This window comes from Agarivorans aestuarii (assembly GCF_019670125.1).
GTDB lineage: Bacteria > Pseudomonadota > Gammaproteobacteria > Enterobacterales > Celerinatantimonadaceae > Agarivorans > Agarivorans aestuarii.
This window is the reverse complement of record NZ_AP023033.1, coordinates 2,361,278-2,387,443: the sequence shown is the minus strand read 5'-3', so window position 1 is coordinate 2,387,443 and position 26,166 is coordinate 2,361,278. Positions and strand designations below refer to the sequence as shown.

28 protein-coding genes are annotated in these 26,166 nt (G+C 42.6%); 27 read left to right on the top strand and 1 reads right to left on the bottom strand.

The features are described 5' to 3' along the window. Positions 1–113 precede the first annotated feature (113 nt). The 20 genes from K5609_RS11185 to K5609_RS11090 all read left to right on the top strand — a co-directional run bounded on the left by K5609_RS11185 (position 114) and on the right by K5609_RS11090 (position 18,296). On the top strand, positions 114–1,094 hold the full coding sequence (locus tag K5609_RS11185; protein WP_221073723.1) for a helix-turn-helix domain-containing protein: 981 nt from the start codon (positions 114–116) through the stop codon (positions 1,092–1,094). A gap of 320 nt (positions 1,095–1,414) precedes the next feature. Further along, positions 1,415–2,683, top strand: a complete 1,269-nt coding sequence (locus K5609_RS11180; protein ID WP_221073722.1) for a carbohydrate porin — start codon at positions 1,415–1,417, stop codon at positions 2,681–2,683. A 69-nt stretch (positions 2,684–2,752) separates the two neighbouring features. Then, on the top strand, positions 2,753–4,132 hold the full coding sequence (locus tag K5609_RS11175; protein ID WP_221073721.1) for a metal-dependent hydrolase family protein: 1,380 nt from the start codon (positions 2,753–2,755) through the stop codon (positions 4,130–4,132). 83 nt (positions 4,133–4,215) lie between these two features. Further along, entirely contained in the window at positions 4,216–4,848 is a 633-nt protein-coding gene (locus K5609_RS11170) for a DUF3299 domain-containing protein (protein ID WP_221073720.1), read from the top strand. Positions 4,849–5,272: 424 nt separating this feature from the next. Next, complete coding sequence (gene nifU / locus K5609_RS11165) at positions 5,273–6,133, top strand: Fe-S cluster assembly protein NifU (protein ID WP_221073719.1); 861 nt, start codon at positions 5,273–5,275, stop codon at positions 6,131–6,133. Between the two features lie 11 nt (positions 6,134–6,144). Continuing rightward, positions 6,145–7,380 carry a cysteine desulfurase NifS gene (gene nifS, locus K5609_RS11160; RefSeq protein ID WP_221073718.1) on the top strand — a complete coding sequence of 412 codons (1,236 nt, stop codon included), beginning with the start codon at positions 6,145–6,147 and terminating at the stop codon, positions 7,378–7,380. A 23-nt stretch (positions 7,381–7,403) separates the two neighbouring features. Next, positions 7,404–8,552 (top strand): homocitrate synthase, encoded by a 1,149-nt coding sequence (gene nifV, locus K5609_RS11155; protein ID WP_221073717.1) that lies wholly within the window; start codon positions 7,404–7,406, stop codon positions 8,550–8,552. A 14-nt stretch (positions 8,553–8,566) separates the two neighbouring features. Further along, positions 8,567–8,854: a nitrogenase-stabilizing/protective protein NifW gene (locus K5609_RS11150; protein WP_221073716.1), complete on the top strand. Its 288-nt coding sequence runs from the start codon at positions 8,567–8,569 to the stop codon at positions 8,852–8,854. Positions 8,855–8,867: 13 nt separating this feature from the next. Beyond that, positions 8,868–9,332: a nitrogen fixation protein NifZ gene (locus K5609_RS11145; RefSeq protein WP_221073715.1), complete on the top strand. Its 465-nt coding sequence runs from the start codon at positions 8,868–8,870 to the stop codon at positions 9,330–9,332. Then, complete coding sequence (locus tag K5609_RS11140; RefSeq protein ID WP_221073714.1) at positions 9,322–10,164, top strand: peptidylprolyl isomerase; 843 nt, start codon at positions 9,322–9,324, stop codon at positions 10,162–10,164. Before K5609_RS11145 ends, K5609_RS11140 begins: the two co-directional genes overlap by 11 nt. Before the next feature lie 304 nt (positions 10,165–10,468). After that, positions 10,469–12,514, top strand: a complete 2,046-nt coding sequence (locus K5609_RS11135) for a PhoX family protein (RefSeq protein WP_221073713.1) — start codon at positions 10,469–10,471, stop codon at positions 12,512–12,514. 66 nt (positions 12,515–12,580) lie between these two features. Then, positions 12,581–12,790: a twin-arginine translocase TatA/TatE family subunit gene (tatA, locus tag K5609_RS11130; protein WP_016401547.1), complete on the top strand. Its 210-nt coding sequence runs from the start codon at positions 12,581–12,583 to the stop codon at positions 12,788–12,790. A gap of 2 nt (positions 12,791–12,792) precedes the next feature. Beyond that, complete coding sequence (gene tatB, locus K5609_RS11125) at positions 12,793–13,050, top strand: Sec-independent protein translocase protein TatB (RefSeq protein WP_221073712.1); 258 nt, start codon at positions 12,793–12,795, stop codon at positions 13,048–13,050. 114 nt (positions 13,051–13,164) lie between these two features. Beyond that, positions 13,165–13,380 (top strand): hypothetical protein, encoded by a 216-nt coding sequence (locus tag K5609_RS11120; RefSeq protein ID WP_152784823.1) that lies wholly within the window; start codon positions 13,165–13,167, stop codon positions 13,378–13,380. A gap of 55 nt (positions 13,381–13,435) precedes the next feature. Beyond that, positions 13,436–13,831 (top strand): GFA family protein, encoded by a 396-nt coding sequence (locus K5609_RS11115; protein WP_221073711.1) that lies wholly within the window; start codon positions 13,436–13,438, stop codon positions 13,829–13,831. 224 nt (positions 13,832–14,055) lie between these two features. After that, positions 14,056–15,372, top strand: coding sequence for an AAA family ATPase (locus K5609_RS11110; protein ID WP_221073710.1), 1,317 nt, complete (start codon positions 14,056–14,058; stop codon positions 15,370–15,372). Further along, on the top strand, positions 15,365–16,117 hold the full coding sequence (locus tag K5609_RS11105; protein WP_221073709.1) for an HNH endonuclease family protein: 753 nt from the start codon (positions 15,365–15,367) through the stop codon (positions 16,115–16,117). Before K5609_RS11110 ends, K5609_RS11105 begins: the two co-directional genes overlap by 8 nt. 113 nt (positions 16,118–16,230) lie before the next feature. Next, positions 16,231–16,812: a hypothetical protein gene (locus K5609_RS11100; RefSeq protein WP_221073708.1), complete on the top strand. Its 582-nt coding sequence runs from the start codon at positions 16,231–16,233 to the stop codon at positions 16,810–16,812. A gap of 129 nt (positions 16,813–16,941) precedes the next feature. Next, a complete protein-coding gene (locus K5609_RS11095) occupies positions 16,942–17,280 on the top strand; it encodes a hypothetical protein (RefSeq protein WP_221073707.1) in 339 nt (112 codons plus the stop codon). Between the two features lie 98 nt (positions 17,281–17,378). After that, a complete protein-coding gene (locus K5609_RS11090; protein WP_221073706.1) occupies positions 17,379–18,296 on the top strand; it encodes a hypothetical protein in 918 nt (305 codons plus the stop codon). A 66-nt stretch (positions 18,297–18,362) separates the two neighbouring features. On the opposite strand, the gene K5609_RS11085 is transcribed toward K5609_RS11090, so the two are convergent. After that, positions 18,363–19,322, bottom strand: coding sequence for a helix-turn-helix domain-containing protein (locus tag K5609_RS11085; RefSeq protein ID WP_221073705.1), 960 nt, complete (start codon positions 19,320–19,322; stop codon positions 18,363–18,365). A gap of 405 nt (positions 19,323–19,727) precedes the next feature. Here K5609_RS11085 and K5609_RS11080 point away from each other — a divergent pair, with 405 nt between their 5' ends. The 7 genes from K5609_RS11080 to K5609_RS11050 all read left to right on the top strand — a co-directional run bounded on the left by K5609_RS11080 (position 19,728) and on the right by K5609_RS11050 (position 26,125). After that, a complete protein-coding gene (locus tag K5609_RS11080; protein ID WP_221073704.1) occupies positions 19,728–20,237 on the top strand; it encodes a TRAP transporter small permease subunit in 510 nt (169 codons plus the stop codon). Next, the gene (locus K5609_RS11075; protein WP_016401539.1) at positions 20,234–21,556 is read left to right on the top strand and encodes a TRAP transporter large permease; all 1,323 of its coding nucleotides are present in this window, start codon (positions 20,234–20,236) and stop codon (positions 21,554–21,556) included. The genes K5609_RS11080 and K5609_RS11075 overlap by 4 nt, the downstream gene beginning before the upstream one ends. Positions 21,557–21,643: 87 nt before the next feature. After that, a complete protein-coding gene (locus tag K5609_RS11070) occupies positions 21,644–22,684 on the top strand; it encodes a TRAP transporter substrate-binding protein (RefSeq protein ID WP_152784836.1) in 1,041 nt (346 codons plus the stop codon). Between the two features lie 66 nt (positions 22,685–22,750). Further along, complete coding sequence (locus tag K5609_RS11065) at positions 22,751–24,154, top strand: ethanolamine ammonia-lyase subunit EutB (RefSeq protein ID WP_221073703.1); 1,404 nt, start codon at positions 22,751–22,753, stop codon at positions 24,152–24,154. Further along, entirely contained in the window at positions 24,151–25,035 is an 885-nt protein-coding gene (gene eutC, locus K5609_RS11060; protein ID WP_221073702.1) for an ethanolamine ammonia-lyase subunit EutC, read from the top strand. The genes K5609_RS11065 and eutC overlap by 4 nt, the downstream gene beginning before the upstream one ends. A 395-nt stretch (positions 25,036–25,430) precedes the next feature. Further along, the gene (locus K5609_RS11055; protein WP_221073701.1) at positions 25,431–25,838 is read left to right on the top strand and encodes a DUF3465 domain-containing protein; all 408 of its coding nucleotides are present in this window, start codon (positions 25,431–25,433) and stop codon (positions 25,836–25,838) included. A gap of 50 nt (positions 25,839–25,888) precedes the next feature. Beyond that, positions 25,889–26,125: a hypothetical protein gene (locus tag K5609_RS11050; protein WP_221073700.1), complete on the top strand. Its 237-nt coding sequence runs from the start codon at positions 25,889–25,891 to the stop codon at positions 26,123–26,125. Positions 26,126–26,166 lie beyond the last annotated feature (41 nt).

Sequence of the window (26,166 nt, the reverse complement as noted above, 5' to 3'; positions counted from 1 at the left end):
TGTCACTTAACGTAACGACAGTATTATACTAAATATTGAACTTTAGATAGCAAGGCCACTAGTAGTAATCATGCTCAAATAGTTACCTGAATGTTAAACGAAGAATGGATGAAATGAGTAGTAACGAAAATAAAAACATCCCCTTGGTTCGGCGTGAAAATGTTGAGTTTTTTGCATCAATGCTCAAAGAGATTGACCATAAAAGCTACGACTTGTTACGAGCTGCATTGATACCCAATGATATTTATAACAACGCTGATTATGAGTACCTGCCAGAAACTTGTTTAAAAAACGTGTTAGACATATTGGCACAATCTTTAGCTAATGATCGCTTAGGGTGGTTATTTCTTCGCTCTTGCAAAGAAACCTTTGTTCCCCGAATGCTGGCAAATATTTCTCAAATTGGCACAGTTAAAGATGCGCTAGAGCGGTTTTGTGAAGCTCTAAAACACCAATCTACCGATACAAACCTTTATCTTGAAGAATCGGGTAACACTCGGTGGTTAGTACGCGAAAAAAAAGGCGTTAATGAAAGCTGGTTTAAATACGCAGAGATGTTTTCAGTTATTTGTATGGCGGAATTGATAAGAGCCCTAAGCAACGACCAGTGGCGCCCAATGAAAATAGGTATTCAAAGTAACTGTCTTGATGACTTTGCCAAACTACCGTCACTCGAACATGCGCAATTTTTCTTAGGTAGACCAGTAACGGCGTTAGAAATACCAGAACAGCAGCTTTTTTCGCCAGCGGTATTCAACACTCACTTTCTAAGTAATACAACTAATACAATTACTAATGCTACGGACGTGCTAAGTTTTAGAGAGCAATTCCCCCTTGCTGTTAAACCTTATTTATCGATGGGTAAATTGCCAATTAAGCTAGCAGCCGACATTTTGCGTCTAAATGTAAGGACTTTGCAACGAAGGCTTAAAGCAGAGAACATAGTGTATAAACAATTTATCGAAGCGCTCGTTTTTGAACAGGTGGAAATACACCTGCAACATAACAAAGAATCTATTACCCAATTGGCAAACCGTTTTGGGTATTCAGACACTGCTCATTTCTCACGCTCATTCAAGCGAATTTACAAATAATCTCCGTCTAGTTATCGCAAGCAATTCAAAAATACTTAGTTCAGGCGTATTGCTAACACTGTCATCAAATGGCTATTGAGTAAGCACTTGTATCTGCTAATCTATTTACTGAAATGAAACGTATTAACAACCATATGCTTACATTTCCTTTAAGGCAGAATGGTAACTGGGCTGATGTGGCAAACAAGAAGCTGAGTTCACAAGGCGTGTGGGAAGTTTATTCGGGGCATGTTTGAAAGAGCACTGTTACAAGCTTTAGTTAGCTCAATTCAACAATGTAATCACTGATTACGTTTCAACTAGCGAAAGGATTCGGTTGAATGAAAATATGGTTTAAATTTAAGCAACTATCTGCTGTGTGTACCGTGTTTTTATGTGGCGGTATGCCAGGAGCAGCAACGGCCACAAATTTTGAAAGCCCAGATTCTGTAGAAAACACCATTGCTCAACAAAGAACGCAGCAATTAGATTGGCGAGAAAAACTTGCTAAAGATGGATTCACCTTCGGTGCTGACTACTTTGCTCTAGGTTTGGCCTCTGCTGATGGTGCTAACAGAAATTCGGTAAACGCCGCTTCTGGTGTTGCTAGGCTATACGGGGCATGGAACTTGATTAATCAAGGTGCTAGTAATAGCGGTAGCCTAGTGTGGAAAATAGAACATCGTCACGCTTATGGTGACAGCACGCCCAAAAACTTCGCTTTTATTGACAACTTCTCTGGTAAAGACGGCCTTGGTTACGCTGGTCTAATCGCCCCCGCATTTAGCGACCAAGGCTTTAGAGTGACCGATTTAAACTGGAAGCAAAAGATAAATGGGGGTAAAGGGACCGTTATAATTGGCTGGCAAGATGTCACTAATTATGTCGACGTTTATGCCCTAGCTAGTCCGTGGTCAGGATTTACCAACTTAGCATTTTCTACAGGCTCAGGAGTGATGGGCTTACCCGACGACGGCATTTTAGCTTTATCTGTTGGGCATATGATAGGTAACAACTTCTACGCTATTGCCGGCCTTGCAGATGCAAACGGCAAATCTGACGACATACTTGATGGCTTTAACAGTGCATTTGGCAGTGATGCCGCTTATTTCTCAACCCTAGAACTCGGTTGGACGGCTTCACAGGAGCAAATCTACACTGACAATATCCATTTTACCTTATGGAATTTTGGTGAAGGTACTCGGCACAATTTAAATTATCCGGCACCTGGTTATACCGATGGTGGCAAAGGAATTAACTTTTCTTGGAGCCAGTTCTTGACTTCACAACTGATGCCATTTGTTCGAGGAGGAGTTTCTGAAGGGCAAGTAGCCCTCTACGACAAATCACTAAGTGTTGGCTTTGGCTATTTTGGTCTTGGTGCGGAAAAGAATAACTTAGGCTTTGCGGTTAACTGGTCAGAGATAAATGAAGAAATTTTGCGGCCTATAGCGAATTCTGATGAGCAGTGGACAGCGGAGCTATACTACAACATGCAATTTGGTGACTACTTGCAAGTCACTCCAGATATCCAATACATCAAAGATCCAGCATTTTCGAATCAAAGCTCTGCTTTGGTTTTTGGCATTCGAGCTAGGGTATTTATTTAGCTAAGTGGGATTAACAGGAACACGGAGACTTCGCTTAAATATGAGCGACACAGTTATAAGGACATAGACATGAAGAAGACCATTATTGCATCATCATTTGCGATGATAACCTGTTTTGCTATTGCAGCAGAAGACGCTCAACTTCCACAAACTTTGTTTGAAAATGTCGATATTTTTAACGGCACTGAAAACAAGTTATACGAAGATCATTTTGTGTTAGTGGAGGGCAACAAAATTAAGTCTATCTCTGCCAAAGCTATTACTGTGCGAGAAGATGCTGTGGTTATTGATGGGACAGGTAAAACTCTAACCCCTGGTTTTATCGAAAATCATGCCCACCTTATGTTGATGGGACCTAGTTTACCTGCGATGGAGTCTAATACCACTTGGGAAGACTTTGCTATTCATGGTACTCGTATGGCCGAAATGTACTTAATGCAAGGATTTACAACAGTCCGTGACGCTGGTGGTGCTAACGGTGGTTTAAGAAGGGCCATCGATGCGGGCGATATTGTAGGTCCTCGCTATTATCCATCTGGTGCATTCCTAAGTACTCGTGGTGGTCATGCCGATTTTGCCAACTACACTGCACCGGTTGGAGAGCAAACAAATTTTGGTCGTTTAAATATGGCACAAGAAGTAGATAGTGTTGCAGAGGTGAAAAAGTATGCTCGCAATAACTTTCGAATGGGAGCCACTCAGCTGAAATACATGCAATCAGGTGGTGTGGTTTCAGCCTTTGATCCATGGCAACTACTTGCAGGTTCCCCAGAAGAAGTAGGCGCAGCCGTTGAGGTTGCTAATACCTACGGCAGTTATGTTATGGCGCACTCATACCGTAAAGAGGCCATAATCGGCGCGCTAAATGCTGGGGTTAAGTCGATTGAACATGGCTTTATGTTTGATTGCGAAATTTCAGAGCTAATGGAAGAAAAGGGTGCGTATATCACTACCAATCTTACTGCCTTCGATCCGAATCTTTTAGAGATCCCTGCAATTAAAAATGTACCTTCTAGCTTAGCTAAAGCTAAATCAGCTTCTGCAGCATTTAAAGATTACATTCCTAATATGAAAGAATGTCCAGCTCCTCGCGGCTTCCAAACCGACTGTGTTGGCTCGGTTGATGCCTGTAATATTCAAATTGCTTATGAAAAGAAACTCAACAATGACTTCTTTGGACCTTTTGAATCACTAAAAACCTTAACTTCAGTGGGTGGTGAAATTGCGAAACTAACTGGTGATTTCATGAACCCTTATCCAGATGCGAAACTTGGAGTAATTGAGAAAGGGGCCTATGCTGATATCCTTTTGCTTGATGGTAATCCTCTTGAAGACTTTTCAGTTGTAGGTACCGGTGACCAGTGGTTTGGCGCTGAAAAGCGTCCCGATTCACCGAAGTCAATTCAACTTATCATGAAAGATGGCGTTATCTATAAAAACAGCCTTTAGAAAAGCTCCATGATTCATCGGCTTTATCAGCCGATGAATCTTTCTATCGATTAGATCCTCTAAAAAATATGTGAAACTAAGCTATGAAAAGATTGATTGCCGCTGTTTTATTCCTTGTTTCGTTTTCTAGTCTGTCTGGCGAACTAATACTATTGGGTTGGAAAGACTTAAAGCCGGAACCAGTACCAAATCAATTTGTTTTGCCAGAACTCAGTTATCAACAAAGACAGTTGTTACAGGAAGTATTTACTCTTAATCAGTATGATGACGCTGAATCAGCGGCAAAACTTACAGTGCTTAAAAATGACTTGAAGGCTGATGGCTTAGACGCTGATGAACTACTCATGCTTCGAGAAAAATACATCGAAGTCCAAAGGCTTGCTTCTGAAACAATAATTTCTGATTTTGATGGAGAAAAAGTCCGCATTCCGGGGTTTTTGGTACCCATAGAATTTTCTGCTCCGTTAGTTGCGACTGATTTTTTGTTAGTTCCTTATGCTGGAGCTTGTATTCATATGCCGCCACCTCCAGCCAACCAAATTGTTTTAGTTTCTTATCCTGCAGGGTACAAAGTAGAAACGGTGCAATATCCGGTTTGGGTTGAAGGTGTTATTTCATCAAAGCTAACAACTGACAATGTTTATCTGGTGGACGGTGAAACGGATGTCACCATGGGGTATTCAATGAACGCCTCCTCAGTAGTTAATTATCATTAACTACTGAAACCACTATTTTGTGGAGCTAACTAAGGACAAAGACACTCTTACCGACATTTATTTGCTACCTTTCAGATCGATTTATAAGGTACCTAACGAATACTAGCTACCTACCAACAAACGACAAAGCTCTGTAGTGAAGCTCACAATACCTCACTAAATGTGATTTAACTCACACTGTGCACTTTGTTGAATCACATTAAAATTCATATATTACAAACATTTACGTTCTTTCCAACCTAGGTACCACATTTGCAATAGTCTACTCAGGTGATAACTCCTTGTTGATGAGTTTACTGCCAATGAGCAAGAAACGCTGTGTTCTAGGTTCCCAATGGCTTATCAACACTCAGTTTTAGGCAGCATGTGTCTTTAGCAAGGAGTTATCGCCACTACCAATTAATAAAACATTGTGGGGTAGCGTATGTGGAATTATTCAGAAAAAGTTAAACAGCATTTCTTCACACCTAAAAATGCTAAAGCTGTCGACCATGCAAACGCTATTGGCGATGTGGGTTCAATCTCCTGCGGTGACGCTTTACGTTTAAGCCTTAAAGTTAATCCTGATAGTGACGTGATAGAAGATGCCGGTTTTCAAACCTTTGGTTGTGGTAGCGCTATTGCTTCTTCATCAGCATTAACTGAAATGATCATTGGCCGAACCATCGATCAAGCAATGAGCATTTCTAATCAAGATATTGCCGACTTCTTAGACGGCTTACCGCCAGAAAAGATGCATTGTTCGGTAATGGGAATGGAAGCATTGCATGCGGCTGTGGCGCAATACCGCGGTGAAGAAGTCGCCGAAGAGCATGAAGAAGGCGAGTTAATTTGTAAGTGCTTTGCTATCGACGATGCCTTGATCAAGCGTGTAGTTGCGCAAAACAAGCTAGAAACCTTGGAAGATGTTATTAACTACACCAAGGCTGGCGGTGCTTGTGCTGCTTGTCACGAGAAAATTGAGTGGGTACTTGAAGAGTGCTTAGGCGCTCCTTTAGCTGAGCCAGAACCAGTTAAAGCCAATCCAGCAGGTGCTACTAGCATTGTGGCGCGCATTCGAATTATTGAACAAACCTTAGAGCAGGTTAGGCCTCAACTACAAGCCGATGGCGGAGATATTCAGCTATCAGATGTAGATGATGACATGGTGTTTGTATCACTCACTGGTGCTTGTTCTGGCTGTGGTTTATCAGCGGGTACGCTGGCAATGATCGAGCAAAAGATCAGCCAAGCCCTTGGCGAAACCATTACTGTTTATCCCGTTGGCGCAGCTAGTTTAGCGTAAGGAGCTTTAGCATGAGTACTTTAACCACCTTAACCAACCAAACTGAGTTAGCTTATTTAGATAACAACGCCACCACCCAAGTGGACCAAGCAGTGTTGCAAGAGATGTTGCCTTTTCTTAGTGAGTTTTATGGTAACCCTTCGTCAATTCACCGTTTTGGTAGTCAAGTTGGCCAAGCCATCGAGAAAGCCAGAGAACAGGTGCAAAAACTAATTGGTGCGAGCCATGCCAGTGAAGTCATCTTCACTTCTTGCGCAACCGAAGCCAGTGCTACGGCTATCCTTTCTGCTGTAGAAGCTTTCCCTAGTCGCAAAGATATTGTTACCTCGGTAATTGAGCATCCTGCCACCTTACAACTTTGCCAAATGTTAGAGCGCAAAGGCTACACCATTCATTGGATAGGCGTAGACCAACGTGGCCGTTTGGATATGGAAGCTTACAAGGCAGCACTAAGCGATAATGTCGCTATTGCCAGCTTTATGTGGGCCAACAATGAAACCGGAAGCCTATTTCCTATCCGAGGAATGGCGGAGTTAGCTAAGCAACACGGTATTGTATTTCATACTGATGCGGTGCAAGTTGCGGGTAAGTTGCCGATTCAGGTTGCAGACAGTGGCATAGATTTATTGTCTATTTCTGGTCACAAGTTTCATGCACCTAAGGGCATTGGTGCTTTGTATTTACGCCGTGGCGCCAAGTTTAGACCGCTATTGCGTGGTGGCCACCAAGAACGAGGGCGTCGAGCGGGCACTGAGAATAGCAGCGGAATTGTAGGTTTAGGTAAAGCTGCCGAACTAGCAATGCAATCGATAGAGCAAGACTCTGCGCGCATAAAGCTGATGCGTGATCGCCTAGAAATGGGCTTGTTAGCGCGAGTTCCTAATTGCTTTGTTACTGGCGACCCAAAACATCGCGTACCCAATACCAGCAATATTGCTTTTGAATTTGTCGAGGGCGAGTCGATATTGTTGATGTTAGATCAACACGGTATTGCCGCATCCTCTGGTTCGGCGTGTACTTCAGGTTCGTTAGAGCCATCTCACGTAATGCGGGCAATGGAAATTCCTTATACCGCAGCGCATGGCGCGATTCGCTTCTCTCTTTCTCGCTTTACTACCGAGGCCATGGTTGACCAAGTGCTTGCAGTACTGCCCGGGATTGTTGAAAAGCTTCGCATGTTATCGCCGTATTGGGATGTGACTACCAATCAGCCAGCGAGCGAAAGCTTTAGTCCGGTTTATGCCTAGGTGTTAACACAGAAGGACTCATTATGTTGATCATTAATGACACTACCTTACGTGATGGCGAGCAAACCGCTGGGGTGGCTTTTAATGGCGAAGAGAAACTCGCCATTGCCACCAGTTTGGAGCAAGCAGGGATAACTGAGCTTGAAGTTGGCGTGCCAGCAATGGGCCACTCCGAACGGGAAGTGATTAAAGCGATATGCGATGAACTAACGTTTGCCAAAACCATGGGCTGGACCCGTTTACACCAGCATGATATCTCGCTGGCAAATGGCCTAGGTTTAGATTTGATCGACATATCTATTCCAGCGTCTAAACAGCAACGCGAATCTAAGCTACAACTTTCTACTGCTCAGCTTTTTGTCCAATTGGAGCGGGGCATTAAACAGGCTTTAGCGCTTGGCCTGCAAGTTTGTGTTGGCATGGAAGACGCGTCACGCGCCAGTTTAGATGAGCTATATCTTATTGCCGAGAAAGCCCAAGGTTTTGGTGCACAGCGCTTACGTTTTGCCGACACTCTGGGTTTGTTAGACCCTTTTGCTACAGAAGTATTTATTAGTAGCCTTAAGCAGCGTAGCGACCTACAAATTGAAATGCATGCGCATAACGATTTAGGTATGGCAACGGCTAATACCTTAGCTGCTGTTAAAGCCGGCGCCGATTCGGTGAATACCACGGTAATTGGTTTAGGAGAAAGGGCCGGTAATGCCGCTTTAGAAGAGGTGCTTATGGCGCTAAATGTTACCCAACTAGCCGGTAATAGGGCGATACCTGCTGTAGATCTAAAATCGTTAAACCCTATTTGTGAGTTAGTTGCCAAGGCTTCAGGCCGTAAGCTTGGGCTTAGTAAGAGCATAGTGGGCAAACAGGTATTTACTCATGAGTCTGGCATCCATGTAGATGGCTTGCTAAAAGATCCCAATAACTACCAAGCTTTTGCGCCTGAGATTATCGGCCGTAAACACAGCGTTGTATTAGGTAAACACTCTGGTGTGGCTGCCATTAAATCGGTTTATCAAGATTTAGGCATTGCCCTCAATTTTGCTCAATGTCAGGCATTACGTTCGGTTTTAAGCGCATGGGCAGAAGTTAACAAACGTAGCCCTAATGCCAAAGAGCTATTGAGCTTTTATCGGCAGAGTATTAATCAGCACTTAGATGCAGTGTGCATTTAGCTAAGGAAAAATATATGCAAGCGAATCCATTAGCTAACCAGACCGAAGAAGATCTAGATATTAGTGAGCTTGCCAGCGCCGAAGATTTTCTTAATCACTTTGGCGTTAACTACCAAGCTAGTTTGGTTCGAGTTAAGCGAGTGTTGTTTATGCGCCTGCTTAACCAAGTATTAGTAAAGCAAGGTTCAAACAGTTTTAGTGACTATCAAGCAGCGGTTGGCAAAGCATATTGTCTTTTAGAAAAAGGCGTTGTGTTGGCACACCAAGTGCCTAACTGTGATGCTTGCGAAGGCTGTGAATAAAGAGGTATAGCAGATGAATTCAGCAAAATTTGGTTACGGATGTAAAGTTCGAGTGGTTGAAAACATTCGAAACGACGGCAGCTTTCCTGGCTGTAAAAAAGGCGCTTTATTAGTGCGACGCGGTGCTACCGGCTATGTGCGTCAATCGGGATACTACCTGCAAGATCAGATTGTTTATCAAGTGCAGTTTATTAATCGAGGCTTAACCATTGGCTGCAAAGAGCATGAGTTGATTGACGCCGAGCTAGTTTGGCAACCTAATCAGTTTGAATATGGCGACAAAGCCGAGTTAACCCTTAGTTTGTCTCAGGAAGGGGAAGTGGTAGCCCAAAAGGGCACGGTGGTAGATGTATTAGCAGTGCGCCGCAAAGCTAAAACCAGCCCTTGTTATCGTATTCAATACGGCGAGTTAGATGTAGAAGTTCCAGAGCGCGCACTTACAGCTTTGCAAGAAGAGGAAGCCGCGTATGTTAGATAGCAGTCAAGCCTATATCACCATGAAAACCAGTATTGCTTTATTTGATCTTAATACTGATCAACTAAGTGAGAATCAGCATGTTGAGTTGCAGCGAGTGGTGAGTAAAACCATTCGCATCCAGCAAAAGGTGCTAGCGGCAAAAGAGGCTGAAAAGGTTCATGTTGATGAGCCGCAATTGGATAAAGCTCTGGCACTGATTAAACAAAATTTTGAATCTAACGCAGCCTATGATCAAGCCTTGTTAGCCAACCAACTTTCTGAGTATGGTTTGCGCGAAGCATTGCGAAACGAGCTAAGCAGTGAAGCGGTGCTTGCCTATGTAAGCAAAGATATTCCCGAGGTTACAGAGCAGCAGGCCTTAGCCTTTTATCAGCGCTATCCAGAGAAGTTTTTACAAGTAGAGCGCCGCGCTGCTCATCATATTCTACTTACCATTAATGAGCAGTTTAAAGAGAATACCCCGCAGCAAGCTAAGGCTCGAATTAAAGCGCTGGCCAATAAGGTAAACAGTAGCAATTTTGAAAAACTGGCCGAACGACATTCAGAGTGCCCAACAGCTGTGAATGGTGGCTATTTAGGCCTTGTGGCTAAGCAACAACTGTTACCCGAACTAGATGAGGTGTTGTTTAACATGCCAAGCGAGAGCTTTAGTCAACCAATCTACACTGGCATGGGCTACCACTTACTATGGTGTAAACAGCATTACCCAGAGCATCGGGTGAGTTTTGATGATGCAAAAGCCAAAATTAAGCAATCCCTTTATGAACATGCGCAAAAGCAGCAGCAGAGAGTTTGGTTAAGCCGTGCTTGTAAAGGTGAAAATTTAAATTAATCCTGTGTAGACAAGATGCTCACGTAGTTATTAATCAAAATAATATTAAAATTTAGGCATTTGGTCAGCAATAGTTAATCATGCTAATTGTGCAGTCGCGTAATTGGCTATTGTGTTGTTTAACTTGGTCTACTCGTTAAGAGGTAGTATAAGTCTCCCGTTTACGCATTCTTTGTCTACTTGTTGGTCACCTAATGCTTACATAATTCACTAAAACTGAAATCTAAACTTAACTCAAATGTAACAATTGCCATTTAGCTTAATCCGCACAACAAAAGAGAGTACTCAACTAGGATATAAGAAAATGAGCAAGGAAATATTTAACCCAACTCGCTTCAATAAAAGTAACAACCCTACCTTTGATGAAGTATTAGATGTTCGCATGTCTCGTCGTAAAATTCTTAAAGGTGGACTTGGCCTAAGCGCTATGGCTACCTTTGGCGCTTTTGGTTTAGCTGGTTGTAATTCTTCTAACTCTGCTACTGGCGGTGGTGCTGCCGCTCCAAGTGCTAGCTTAAACTTCAACTCTATTGCTGGTTCTAAAATTGACGCAGTAAGTGTTCCTGAAGGTTACACCGCTCAAGTACTTGCGCCATGGGGCCAGCCAATCAATGCTATGGCAGAAGCCTGGAAAGATGACGGCACTAACGACGCAGTTGATCAAAACAACTCTATGGGAATGCATCACGATGGCTTACATTTCTTCCCATTAAATGACGCTGGTACCGATGGCTTACTAGCGGTAAACCATGAGTACATCGACCAAAATGCTTTGCATCAAAATGGCAGCGACAGAGATGACGCGGGTATTCGCAGCAGCGTTGACCAAGTACGTAAAGAAATTGCCGCTCACGGTGTAAGTGTTATTCGTATTCAGTTGCAGGAAGACGGTCAGTGGGTGATGGTAGAAAGTGATCCATTAAACCGCCGTTACACTGGTGCAACGGTTATGGATATTTCAGGCCCATTAGCCAACTCAAGCTTGTTAGTTACACCGTTCTCGCCAGATGGCAGCCAAGCACGCGGTACTTTAAACAACTGTGGTAATGGTTACACGCCTTGGGGCACTTACTTAACTTGTGAAGAAAATTGGCCTGGTTACTTCATCAACTTAGGTACCACCACTGCAGAGCAAGACCGAATTGGTTTAGATACCTCTGGCACAGCGCGTTATGGCTGGGAAACCCTAGCCGGTCACGCCGATGAGCGTGTCGACGAGTTCTCTCGTTTTAACGTAACTCCAAGTGGTGCAAGCGCCATGGACGACTACCGTAACGAAGCTAACGGCCACGGTTATATTGTAGAAATTAACCCTTACACAGCTAATTCGCGCGCAGTTAAACGTACCGCTTTAGGTCGATTCCGCCACGAAGGTTGTACCTTTGGTACCCTTGAAGTTGGCAAGCCGATTGTGTTTTATTCTGGTCACGATTCGCGTTTTGAATACATGTACAAATTTGTGTCTACCGCAGTTTGGGATGCAGCAGACGCAGAAGCTAGCGACCGTTTAGCCATGGGCGATAAGTACATGGACGAAGGCACCTTATATGTGGCTAAATTTGATGCCGACGGTGTTGGCCATTGGTTGCCGTTAACCTTAGATGGCGCTACCACAGATGGCGGCACGCTGGGTGATCACTTTGATTCTCTAGCGGCGATTATTTTAAACACTGCTGGTGCAGCAGACTTGGTTGGTGCAACTCAAATGGACCGCCCAGAGTGGTGTGCGGTAGACCCAATTACTGGTTCTGTTTACTTAACTCTAACTAATAATACGCGCCGTGATGAAACCACTGGTACTAACCCAGCTAACCCACGCCTAAACAACAAGTTTGGTCATGTTATCCGTTGGGACGAAGGCGAAGCTGCTACCGACTTTACTTGGGACCTCTTTGTATTTGGCTCTCCAGCCGACGGCGACGAAGCCACAAACTTATCTGGCCTAAGCGAGTTTAACCAGTTTGCTAGCCCAGATGGTTTAGCCTTTGATAATCGCGGTATTTTGTGGATTCAAACCGATAACGGCGCTGATGAAGTAACCAGCTACACTAACGATCAAATGCTAGCGGTTGTACCTTCAGCGATTAAAGACGCAGACGGTAATGCAGACACCATTAACAGCGAGAACCAAGGCGAATTACGTCGTTTCTTTGTTGGCCCTAATGGCTGTGAAGTTACCGGTTTTACCATTAGCCCAGATTACACCACCATGTTTGTGTCTATCCAGCATCCTGGTAACTGGCCTTACAGCAACAATGCAGCAGAAGAAACGCCAGTAGGCATGGATCTTCGTCCTCGCGCATCGGTTGTGGCTATTCGTAAAGCCGACGGTGGCGAGCTAGGTGTGTAATTAACTCTAGAAACATATAACAGGTCCAGATGGGCCTGTTTTAGTTAACAGTTTAAGGAAGAAGAAATGGCTGGAATTAGTGTGTGGCAACTGGCAATTATTGCTGTAATCGTTGCCTTGTTGTTTGGAACCAAACGCTTAAGAGGTTTGGGTGGGGATTTAGGCTCTACCATTAAAGGTTTTAAACAAGCGATGAGCGAAGATAATACTCAACAAAATGTGAGTAACCCAATAAGCGCAGAGCAGGGCGACAACAACAAGCAACTTGGTAGCTAAACATGTTTGATGTTGGCTCCTTAGAGATTTTGCTTATTACTGTTTTGGGCCTCGTTATATTGGGCCCTCAACGCCTACCTAATGCCTTGCGCACTGGATTTGCATGGTACAACAAAGCTAAAACCTCCATGGCTGAGGTATCCACCAAAATTGAGAAAGAGCTTGAGTTAGGCGAGGTAAAAGACACGCTTAACCAACAAGTTAAAGTACCTACCAAAATATCCTCTGCGCCTTTGGTCAACAAAGACACAAGCAAGTAAGTCCAGCTAAGCTTTTACTATATCCCACTAAGGCATTAAGCTAAGGCGCTGCCGTTTTCATCAAAGCAAAGCGGATTTAAATTTTTCGCCAATAACTGCTGTTAAGGATACCGAGTGGAAACTGAGGTTTTGTCTAGCTTAGCCATACATCTTACTATTATCTTGTGTGCTGTTGCCTTAGTCGTGTGGGGCAAGGTATTAAGAGATCGCAAAAGTTCTGCGGGTAATTCAGCATCTAGTAACGACACGTCTACTGGCACTACACTTATTGTGTGTGGTGGTTTGTTGGCAATAACGCAAGTCGCTAAACTAATTGAGCTGTTTGCCTAAACGCGCAGTAAGAACATGCCAAAAACCAAGACTTTTCGATAATTTAGGAGCGCCCATGGCCATTACCGGAGAATGCTTTTGTGGTGCAATTAAATACCAAATAGAGGGCGAGTTACACGATGCTCGCTCCTGCCATTGTTCCCGATGCCGCAAAGCTTTTAGTGCCCAAGCCTCTGCTTATGCCTTAGTTAAATCTGACGAGTTTTCTTGGTTAAGAGGCGAAACCTTGCTTACTTCATACATAGGAGAGCAGAGCTTTGGTTTACAGTTTTGCAGCAAATGTGGTTCTACCTTAGTAGGTGTATATCAAGAAGAAGTACATGGTGTAACCTTAGGCTGCATAAACGGCGACCCCAATATAAAACTAAGTCGCCACATATATGTGGATTCAAAAGCCAGTTGGGAACTGATACCCGACGGTGTTCCACAGTTCAAGAAACAAGCTCCTTAGTCGTAATCCCCAGTAGTTTTAGCTTTTTAACTGTCTGGTGCGTAAACCCCTAAACCTCACAATAACTGTTTTTATACACAGTGTTGTTGCGATTCCTACTTTCTACAAGTGATTGCATACTTTCATGCTGATGTTTTTGTTATTTTTCGAGCTAGGTGGCTGATGTAGCTTAGGAAAGGTGATAACCTTTATTTTATAAAATGTATGATAAGAGGAAAAATTCCGTGTTTAAACAAGGAATTTTTCATATTAATAAGCTGTTATGCAGCCAAAAAAGGAGTATGGCATTGTCAGCAAGCTATATAGAAAAATTGCATCTGAAAAAGGTGCGTCAATTTAAAGAATTAAATATTTCATTTAATAAAGGATTTAATTTTATTGCAGGACCTAATGGTTGCGGTAAAACTTCTATTTTAGCCGGCATATCTCATTGCTTTGATCATCGGGGCTTCCAATATTCGCGCTTAGGTGACGATTCTGAGTTTTGGACTGATTTAACTTTAAAGGACCATAAAAAGCGGATTGGTGTTGGTCAGAACTCTATTAAAAATGACGGTTACCGTAAAAGTACGATAAAAGCATGGACTCCCCCTACCCAAGAAGAGAATAGAGAAAATATTCTAATACATGAGTCTAAAAGTAAATTAAGGGAGTTTTGTCCCTTATTTATTGGGGCACATAGAAATATAAAATACCAACAAATTAGTGGTATGCAACGAGAACAACCAATAGAAGAGCAATTAAACAACAGGTTGGCTACAAGCTCGCATTCTCTATATGGTGATAAGCAAACTAACATAAAACAGTGGTTTGTGAATCGATACTTTATGATTGATAAAGAATGGGCCAAAGAAGAGCGAGAAAATTGGGAGCATATGATAAATAATTTGCAAACACTTGGACCATTCCATAGCAATTTTTCATATGTAAAGACAGGTAAAGATTTAGAACCCATTTTCTCCATTTACGGTAATGAATGCTATTTAGAAGAATTATCAGCAGGTTTCCAAGCTGTATTATCAATCATTGCCGAAATTTTTGAATGGATCGAAGGTACAAGAGATGAAGGGGAGCGCATTGCCTCTGAAGCTCAAGGGACGGTTTTAATTGATGAACTTGATCTTCACTTGCACCCTGAGTGGCAATTTACTCTAAGAGATGGACTTACAAATATATTTCCAAACCTTCAGTTTATAGTTACAACTCATTCACCTCATTTATTGGCTTCTGCTAGAGAAAATGAAGTGATTGTTATGGCTAAGAATGAATATGAAAACGAGTATAATTTAGAGCCGTCAAAATTCAGGTTTTCGGGTTGGAGTACAGATCAGATACTCTCAGAGATCATGGGGGTGAAAAGTTTAGAAAACAAAGATTATGAAAAACTGATAAATGAGGCGTTCGTTCAAATAGAGGCCAAATCAATAGATGGTTTAAATCAAGCAATTGAAAAACTGAAAATGGTATGTCACCCAAATGACACTATCTTAACAGTTCTAAATACTCGTATGGCATCTATGGTGGCTGTTTCTAATGATTAAGTTAAATCGAACCAGCAAACCGAAGGTGCTACAAGACAATGAATATACTTGGCTGTGCCATTTAAAAACAGCGATTGCTGCATATGGAAGTTATTCGGCTATTCCTAAAGATGAAAAGTCTAAACTTACAAAATTCTATAGGCACGATGATATTAAAGAAGAACTATTTAATACTTCTCATGAAAAGTGTGCTTTTTGCGAATGCAAGCCCGCTGAAGGCGGGAATATTGAAGTTGAACATTTCAAGCCAAAGTCAATACATCCTGATTTTACATTTGAGTGGGAAAACCTATTACCCTGTTGTAGAAAATGTAACGGTTCAAAATTAGATCATGATACTTCGATAGATCCAATTGTTAACCCTTATGAAATGGATCCAAAAGAAATCTTTGAATATTCAGATATTCGAATATTAGCCAAGTCAGGTGCAAATAAATCCATTGGCGACAATTCAATTGAAGTTTGTGGTTTAAATTCGGTTAGATTAATGAAACCGCGCTCTGAGATTCTAGTTAATCTATATTTTTTCCAAGATACACTCCAAGAGGCTATAGCGGATTATTATGATGCAGATACAGATGCAAAAAAAAGAAATAGGTTAAGAAGCATCAACGAAGCAATTGAAAAAATTGAGCAATTAACTGACCCTAGAGAAAAATACTCTGGCTTTTGTTCTAATTTTTTAGAAAACTGTGAAATTTACAACAAAGCAAAAACATTGATACAAGATGCAATGGCTGCATAACAAGTCATTAAAGCAGGACAAAAAACAGTTGGCTTTTGCTCCTTCGTCGCTAATTTTAGCCAACTATTTTATTGCCCCTTAATGAGGCGTTATGCATCTAGGTAGATTGTGCAATGGAAGCGAGACCTAATAAATCCGAAGAGTTGTTCCTCAGTCTTGGGTACAACCGGTTTTACGACTTGTTCGATGAGATCATGATGGATGATTTCTGGGAAAAAGGGGGTTGCTATAGGTTTGGCAAAGTGTCGAGCATCTTTGCAGTTTATGCCGAGCTTTTGACTTATGAGCCATTCAAGCATGTACTTGAAGCGCTAAAGACGCAACGTCCTCCGATGGAATCTGAGATTGGAGGCCCTCTGTTTAAGTTCGTGCGTAACGTACTCGCTCATTTTCCCGTATTTGAAACATGGGGTGAGGTGTGGGTGAGTAAAGAACTAGTTAATTGGCAGAGAGAAGGCCTGACGATTGACCGCTTTCTAAAGAAGTATGTAGGTCACGATGAAGTGAAGTATCGCTTCTGGGAAGCAGATAAAAAACGCATGACTTATATGAGTATTCGTTTTCCCGAAAAATACGACGACAACAAGATATATCTTAAGGATATGATCGAAGAAAAGGACGGAGTGAAATTTTCACTCATAATGATGCACCAAATACTTAATACACAAGTAGAGTTAATTGGTGAAAATGCATAACAAACAAAGGCAGCGGACGCCAAAAATCGGCGCTCGCTGCTTTTGGCGTCAATAAACAATAGAGACATGCAAGTGGCATTGAGTATTTTAAGCAGTAAGAAGACTTGGCTCGCTATAAGCAGTACCTCTTTGTTAGCTGCGGGTTTACTATTTTATTTTGTTAGTTTTGGCCCTATAACAGCGCAACAAGAAGCAGATAGCCAAGCCATCGAGGATTTCGAACAATGCCTTACAGCGAGATTATTTTCTGAGAATCTCAAAGCTTGCGATCGCTTCTATCTAGGCTATTTGCCCAAAAAAACAGACCCGGTAATTAAACAAAACATTGTTGATGTGGCGAAGCTAGATCAGAAACAGATAGTGCGTACTTATAGGGATGTGAATCGGCTGTTGAAAGATCATGGTTTAGCACCATACCCAGAGCTTTACTTATTATCCCATGGCCAATTAGTTGAATACATTCAATAATGTAAAACCACTGCTTGCTGGTTTTTACTCATTTACTGCCAGTTAAGTAGACTATTTACTTCTAGTTAGGTCTTAGGTTTACAATTTGAGAGGATAGGATGAATCTAACCATTAAGGGTTTTCTAGTTGCTATGTTTGCGGCAGTGTTCTGGCTGAGTTTGGGGTGTTCTTCCACTGTAACTCCTCCACCAGACGCACCAAGCAATTTGGTGCTAAACAGTGTCTATATTTCGCCCGAAGATCAAGTTAGCTCCGAATTTGGAACATGGAAGCTTAAAGGCTTAACAGTAGACGATTTATGGGAGCCTTTACGAGAATACAACAACAGAAACTTGGGTTACCAAGAAGATGCATCCATGTGGGTTTACTCGAATACTCCTTATATTGTGAACGCGAAAGGCCTAGCCGTTCATCAAGTTTTCTGGCAACGCGATAGCGCTAACCTTGAGTGGTTATACCCAAATAATCAAAACGCTGAGTCCCCTTGGCGTGCTAGTCAAATACCAGAATCTATAAAAACTAAAATGCTACGAGATCCAAAAATCTCGAAGTTCGCTGAGTTTGATGACACCACGTCTGATTATCTATGGCATAGTGCCGCGATTAGTTATATATCGGGATTGATTGAACCGCCTAAACTAAACATGCTGTTTGAAAACCAAGAGCAGGCCTTAGTAACTGTTTACGGCTTTAGAGCCAAAAACTTATATTCGACAGGCGGTGAGGCAAGCGATGGAGGATCACCACTAAATACTTCCAACAACCAGCAAACGATATATTTAAATCACTTAAATCCAGTCTCTGAGCTGGTTTTTGATTCGCCGCTTTTAATCGAGCCAAGTTCCACAGCTACGCTACAAGTTCAACCGATAGTGAGTGATGCCACCCAAGGCGACGGTGAAGGCGAGCTTACTTACAACCTGTATGTACTCTATGCCAATGGTGAAGAAAACGTAGAGCAATTTGTCGGGACCTTTGTGCAAAGTGATGCAATAAGCCAAATGCCACTTTGGTAGCTTACAAGCTGCTACGAATTTAAAGCAGGAATAACGCCTGCGCTTGTTATTTCGAACAACACAAGGTTAGGCAAACTCTCGGCGTCTGGTTTCACTGGGTGTTTCGCAAAACAGTCTTTTGTAATCCCGGCAAAATTGTCCTAGATGAAAAAAGCCATAATCAAATGCCACTTCAGCAATGGTTTGTTGATGCTGGCAATGCAGTAATGCTCGCCTAACTTGGTTTAGCCGAATTATCTGGATGTATTGTTTTGGTGTCATATCGCAGCATTGGCTAAAGGTATATTGCAGGGTGCGGCGACTAACATGCACTGCAGCACATAGCTCGCTAATGGTAATAGGGTTTTTAAGACGAGATTCTGTAAGGTAGCTTTTAACCCGTTGCATAATGCGTTGGCGTTGATGTAAAGCAGGGGCGCTAACTAAAGCGGGTTTTTGTGCTTGGCTAAGTAGGTTAAGCACTGCGTCTTCTAAAATGAGTGCTTGGGTGTTGCTGCTCCAGCGACTGCCTTCTGTTTGTAACAGTTGAGACAGGTATTGCTGAAAGGTTTGTAAGGTACTAGCGGGGATATTATCTAGCCATAAGCTATCAAAACTTTGGCTAATAATGGGGTCATCTTGTTGTTCTTCTAATTGGCTGAATAAACTTTTGTGCAATACCAAGCCATAAATAGAAAAGTGTTCGGGCGTGAGCAATTCAAAGTCTAGGCTACCTGGTCGGCATAAAAACTGACTATGGCGGGTGGTTTGGTTGTTAATACGACAACTTTTTTGATTGCTACTAAAACCTATCCATAATCCTCCTTCTTCAACTTGGCATTGCTGCCTTAGCTCTTGGTTGGTGTCTTCGCGAAATACATGAATATTCGGGAAGTTAATTTCATTTATTTGACCAACAAAGCGACCTTTGCTTAGTTGATCAAACTCTTGCTGCCAGTTAACTAAGTTTGCCGCTTGATGATTTGCATCATTAGAGTGAATTGTGCACAACAATGAGTCACCGTTTGTTTGCGTATTTGTCACCATATTTATCTTCCTCGATTCAAGCTCTGAACCAATTTAGGGCGATATGCCTATTATCTTATTGTTTTATATGCATTTTTAATGTTGCCAATAATTGATAGTTAATCGGAATAGCTATTGCTGAACCTTACTTATGGTTGTTGATGCAAGAGCAGCAAAAACTGGTCCAGTTAAATTGTTAAGGATATATTGCCTTATTTGTTAATAAATATGGACAACAATATGGCTACTTAATCTTTGACTAGCAGGGAATCACAAGGCCAATTCTTGCAAGTGTTCTTCGATGTATAGCTGGAATTTTTGGACCCTAGGTGTGAGTAAAAAATAGCCAGTTGTACTGCTTTAAGGACTAACAGCTGTAAATGGGAAAAAGGTTTTACCCATGTGTTCGTATAAAAAGGAAAGTTAATGCCGAGTTTTATTATTGCCTATGTCAAATATGTTGATGCGTTCAATCGAAGAGTTGGTCGCTTAATGATGTATGGGATATTTTTGATTGTTGGTGTGCTTATGTGGTCATCGGTATCAAAAACTTTCTTTATGCCGTCTCTCTGGACCTTAGAGTCTGCGCAATTCATGATGGTTGCTTACTACATTATTGGTGGCGCTTATGCGATGCAGCTAAATGCCAATGTGCGCATGGACCTATTTTATGGAAATTGGTCAATTAAAAAACGCGCTTGGGTTGATGCATTCACCATCTTCTTCTTGATTTTCTATTTAATTGTACTGCTATACGGTGGCTTAGAAAGCACACTTTACTCCCTTGAATATAGCCAACGAACTCGCTCTGCTTGGCGCCCATTGTTGTGGCCTATTAAAGCACTAATGTGCACCGGTTTTGTGATGATGATTTTGCAGGCCATTTCCCAATTAATTAAAGATATTGCAGTTATTCGAGGAGTTCAGATCAAATGAGTTACGGCATGATAGCAACAATGATGTTCTCGTTGATGATGTTGCTAATGGCAACGGGTCAACGTGTATTTGCTGCAATAGGCGCGGTAGCCTCAATTGCCGCCATATTACTTTGGGGTACTGGCGGCGCCGAAATTCCATTTACTGCCAGCATGAAGCTAATGAATTGGTATCCGATGCTTACGCTGCCAATGTTCATTTTCATGGGCTATGTGTTGTCGGAATCAAAAATTGCCGACGACCTATACAAGATGTTTCATGTTTGGATGGGGCCGATGCCCGGTGGATTAGCCATTGGTACCATTGGGCTTATGGTGCTGGTTTCGGCAATGAATGGTTTGTCGGTGGCTGGGATGGCGATAGGTGCCACCATTGCGCTACCCGAACTGTTAAAGCGTAACTACGACAAAAAAATGGTCACTGGGGTTATTCAGGCCGGTTCGTCTTTAGGCATATTAGTGCCTCCCTCGGTGGTATTGGTGCTTTACGCGATGATTGCGCGCCAGCCAGTTGGTCAACTTTGGCTAGCTGGTATTATTCCAGGTTTGGTGATGGCAACACTGTTCATTATCTATATTGCAGTACGTTGTCGGATTAACCCCAGCTTAGGCCCGGTGTTAAGCGAGGAAGAGCGTAACGTGCCTATGGCCGAAAAACTAAGGCTACTTAGGGCAGGGCTGTTACCCCTTGGCATCTTTGCCTCAATGATGATTCCTTTTGTTAATGGGTGGACAAGCTTAGTAGAAAGCTCGGCTATTGGTGCAATGGCAGCATTCTTGGCCGCTATTCTCAAACGGCGCATGACCAAACAGGTATTTGAGAACTCTGTACGTAGTACCTTGGCCATCTCTTGTATGTTTATGTGGATCATTCTTGCTGCCCTTGGTTTTGGGGCCATATTTGATGGCTTGGGCGCAGTAAAATCCATTGAGCATTTGTTTACCGAGCAGCTAGGGCTTGGGCCTTGGGCGATTCTTATTTTAATGCAGTTGTCGTTTTTGGTGATGGGCACCTTTTTAGACGACACCGCTATGTTGGTGATTGTTGCGCCGCTATATGTGCCTCTGGTTAATGCACTAGGTTTTGACCTTATTTGGTACGGCGTTCTCTATACCGTGACTTCCCAAATTGCCTATATGACTCCGCCTTTTGGCTACAACCTCTTTTTGATGCGTGCTATGGCTCCGCCGCAAATTAGCCTGCGTGACATTTACGGTTCGGTAGTTCCATTTGTCGGCATTATGGTTTTTGCATTAATCCTAGTAATGGTTTTTCCAAGTTTAGCTTTATGGCTTCCTGATTATGTATATGGCAAGTAAAACTTAATTTATTCAATAGCTTATTAACCAATATTTACCTTAAGGCGGGCAAGGGTCTGCTAGCAATAATCCACTGGAGGGATAACAATGAACTCAAGACGTAAGTTTTTAACAAGTGCTGTTGCACTTACCGCGGGTACCATGTTGGCTCCGGCCAAAACCTTTGCCGCTAGCCCGAAGATTAAATGGCGTATGCAAACCTATGCAGGTCCAGCTTTAGCTGAGCATGTAATAAAGCCGGCCATTGAAGCATTCAACCGCATTGCCGGTGAAGAGATGCAAATTGAGCTCTATTTTGCCGATCAGCTGGTACCAACGGGCGAGCTATTTCGCGCCATGCAAAAAGGCATTATTGATGCGGTTCAATCTGATGATGACTCTATGGCTTCTCCTACAGAAGTAACCACCTTTGGCGGTTACTTCCCATTTGGTAGCCGTTATTCACTGGATGTGCCTGTATTGTTTAATCAATATGGTTTAGACAAAATTTGGAAAGAAGAGTACGCCAAAGTAGGTGTTAAGCACATTTCTGCGGGTGCTTGGGATCCATGTCATTTTGCTACTAAAAAACCTATTACTAGCCTTAAAGATCTTAAGGGATTAAGAGTATTTACCTTCCCAACTGCTGGTCGCTTCTTGGCTAAGTTTGGTGTGGTGCCGGTGTCTATTCCTTGGGAAGATGTTGAAGTTGCTCTGCAAACGGGAGAGCTAGACGGTATTGCTTGGTCGGGCATTACCGAAGACTACACCGTGGGTTGGTCTAAGGTTACCGATTACTTCTTAACAAACAATATTTCTGGTGCTTGGATAGGTTCATTCTTTGCCAATATGGATCGCTACAATGCATTACCTGATCACCTTAAAGAGCTTCTAGGGCTATGTTTAGATACGTCACATTATTACCGTCAATGGTGGTACTGGGGTGGCGAAGCTAAACTGCGAGTTGAGGGTAGTGATATGAAGCTAACTTCGATTCCTGATGAAGAATGGGCTACGGTTGAAGCAGAGGCACATGTATTCTGGGATGAAATCGCCAAAGAATCGCCAACTAAGGCTAAGATTGTAGAAATCTTTAAGAAATACAACGCTGACATGGAAAAAGCAGGTAGACCTTACCGCTACAGCTAACAAACCAGAGCAGCAACGGCGTAAGTCGTTGTTGCTGCTATTTGAAGTACAACGAAAGGGATGGCTATGGCAGCGTATCGCTGGCAACAAGGGGACACCGTATACAACTTTGGTTCATTAGCCGAGCTAATGGCAAAGGCTACCCCAGAGCGCTCGGGCGATATTCTTGCGGGTGTAAGTGCAGAAACTGCCGAGCAGCGCGTTGTAGCGCAAATGACATTAGCTAACTTGCCCTTAAAAACCTTTCTAAATGAAGTGCTGGTTCCCTATGAATCTGACGAGATTACCCGGCTAATTATAGATAACCACGATAGCGTGGCATTTGCGCCTATCTCACATATGACCGTTGGAGATTTTCGCAATTGGTTATTAAGTGACGAAGCCGACGCCGAAGCATTAGCGGCGCTCCGGCCTGGGCTTAGCCCCGAAATGGTTGCAGCAGTAAGCAAGATAATGCGTAACCAAGATTTAATCTTGGTAGCGAAGAAGTGTCGTGTAATCACGGCGTTTCGTAACACTGTTGGATTAGAAAATCGACTATCTACTCGTTTACAGCCTAATCACCCAACAGACTCTTTAGATGGCATTGCCGCGACAATCTTTGATGGCTTAATGTATGGCAATGGTGACGCCGTAATAGGTATTAACCCAGCCACTGATAATGTTCCGCAAACTATCAAGCTTCTAAACTTTTTAGACGAAGTCATTCAGCATTATCAAATTCCAACTCAGTCTTGTGTATTGACTCATGTGACAAACACCATAGAAACCATAGACAAAGGTGCGCCTGTTGATCTGGTTTTTCAATCCATTGGCGGAACACAAGGCACTAATGACACCTTTGGTGTGAACCTCAATGTGCTGCAAGAAGCCCAAGACGCCGCGTTGTCGTTAAAGCGCGGAACCGTTGGCAATAACGTGATGTACTTTGAAACTGGCCAGGGAACGTCGCTATCGGCAGATGCTTATTTTGGGGTTGATCAGCAAACCTGCGAAGCCAGGGCTTATGCAGTAGCACGCCATTTCGATCCGTTTTTGGTGAATACGGTTGTGGGCTTTATTGGCCCTGAATATCTGTTTGATGGTAAACAAATTATCCGTGCTGGTTTAGAAGACCACTTTTGCGGCAAGCTACTTGGCCTTCCGATGGGCTGTGATATTTGCTACACCAACCATGCTTATGCCGATCAAAATGACATGGACAATTTGCTTACCTTATTGGGGGTGGCTGGTTGTTCGTTTATTATGGGCATTCCTGGCTCTGACGATATCATGCTTAATTATCAAACAACCTCCTTTCACGATGCGCTTTATGCTCGAAAAGTGCTCGGCTTAAAACCTGCGCCAGAGTTTGAGACTTGGTTGAGTAACATGGATATATTTAGTGACGTAGAGAAAGTACAACTAAATCATAATCTTGCCCAAGCATTTAGCTCGCCTATCTCCTTAGTTGAGAAAAATGAACTATGAGTAAGCCTTCTACAAAATCAAGCAAGAAGGCTATTGGTTTAGTTGCCGAAAATCCTTGGCAGGCTTTAAAGCAGTTTACGTCGGCGCGTATAGCGCTTGGACGTGCTGGAACCAGTATTCCCACTCAACAGCTACTACCTTTTCAACTTGACCACGCACGCGCGATAGACGCGGTGCATAAGGCCTTAGCTGTAGAAAGTCTTATAGAGCAGCTACAAGCTTCATCAATTATTCAAAAGCATATAAAACATGCTCCCATGGTAGTAAACAGCAAAGCTAATGATCGAATGACCTATCTACAGCGTCCCGATCTTGGCCGCCAACTCTGCGAAGCCTCGTGGCAAAGTTTGCTAAAGCATCGAGACAAAATTAGTCAAGAGTACGACTTAGCTATTGTTGTAGCTGATGGGCTTTCTTCAACCGCCATTCAACGCCATGCAGCGCCAGTGATAGAAAGTTTGGTGACCAAGTTAACTAAGGATGATAAATACTCTTGGTCTTTAGCGCCTTTAACCATTGTCAAACAAGGGCGCGTGGCGGTGGGAGATGATGTAGGTGAGTGTTTAAAGGCAAAAATTACCCTAATTTTAATTGGCGAACGTCCTGGTCTTACATCGCCTGATAGCATGGGTATTTATATTACTTGGAACCCTAAACGCGGTGCTAAAGATTCAAGCCGAAACTGCATTTCTAACATACGCCCAGAAGGCCTTTGTTATGAAGAAGCCAGCCATAAAGCCTTTTATCTATTAACCGAGTCAATGAAAACTAAATGTACCGGCATAGGTTTAAAAGACCGTTCGTTGGTGGTTGAAGACAGTTCAAATCTCGAATCTAATCCCAAAAGCCAATTTCTAGTGTCGGCTGCCAAAGATAAATAATCTAGGGCCTGTTGATCTTTGCTGATGGTTTTTGCAGCGATTTATTAGCCATTTAGGCAAGGCAGTGAGTGTGCAGTTAAGTGGGCTTAAGAATCACTCGCTAACGCTGAATAAATGGCTAAGAAATGCAGCCTGAAAGGTTCGGATAAGCGAACTTTACTCCTTGTTAAGCCCTTATTGCTTAGCCCTCTAGGTTTCTAAGTGCTTACCGCGATTAAAGCCCGCTTATCTCGAACAAAATTTCAACACCAAAGATCAACAGACCCTAGTTAATCCTAAGGCTTAGTCAGCCAATTTCTAGCAATTAGTGATTGTTATTTGATGAACTTTATAAGTTATATTGATAATGTTAATTATTAACTAAGTGTTTTGGATTATTTAGGAACAGATTCTCTATGTCTTTTAAACCTTTATATCAGTTCGCTGTGCTGCTGAGCTTAGCGTGTTTTAGTTTATTTGCACTAGCAAGTGGTGAGCAGCAAATCGCCTCAGCTTTTAAGAACAAAGTCAGTGATTTGCAGGTTAATAGCTCAGGTTACGTTGTAAGAGTATTAGCGGATGACGAGCAGGGCTCACGCCATCAACGATTTATTCTTAAGTTAAACAATGGCCAAACCCTGTTGGTTGCTCACAATATCGATTTAGCCCCGCGCCTTAAGAATTTAAGAGTGGGCGATAAAGTTGAGTTTTATGGTGAATATGAATGGAATAGCAAAGGTGGGGTGGTTCATTGGACTCATCATGACCCCGCCGGACGCCATGTTGATGGTTGGCTTAAACATCGCGGTGTGCAATACGATTAAGCTTACCAAGACTAAAACTGTATTAATTTTTTAAGCAAGGAAAGCGTTGTATGTTTAAGCAGTATTGTAAAAAGTGTGGTGAAGACACAGACCATAAAGAACTAATGAAGCAGAAACCATCTGAATATGGCACCAGTAAAACAGAACGTTTTAAAGCATTTATGGAAGGCTTTTTTGGTGGCACAGCAAGTACATTAGGTGCATCTCTAGATTTATTAGACCGCTACGTAGTATGCCAACAATGTGGCTGCAAAACTTTAGATAATAAGGGTGAAGAGTTTCAATAAGGCAATAAACAAAAGAGCGCTTAAGCGCTCTAATTTTTACA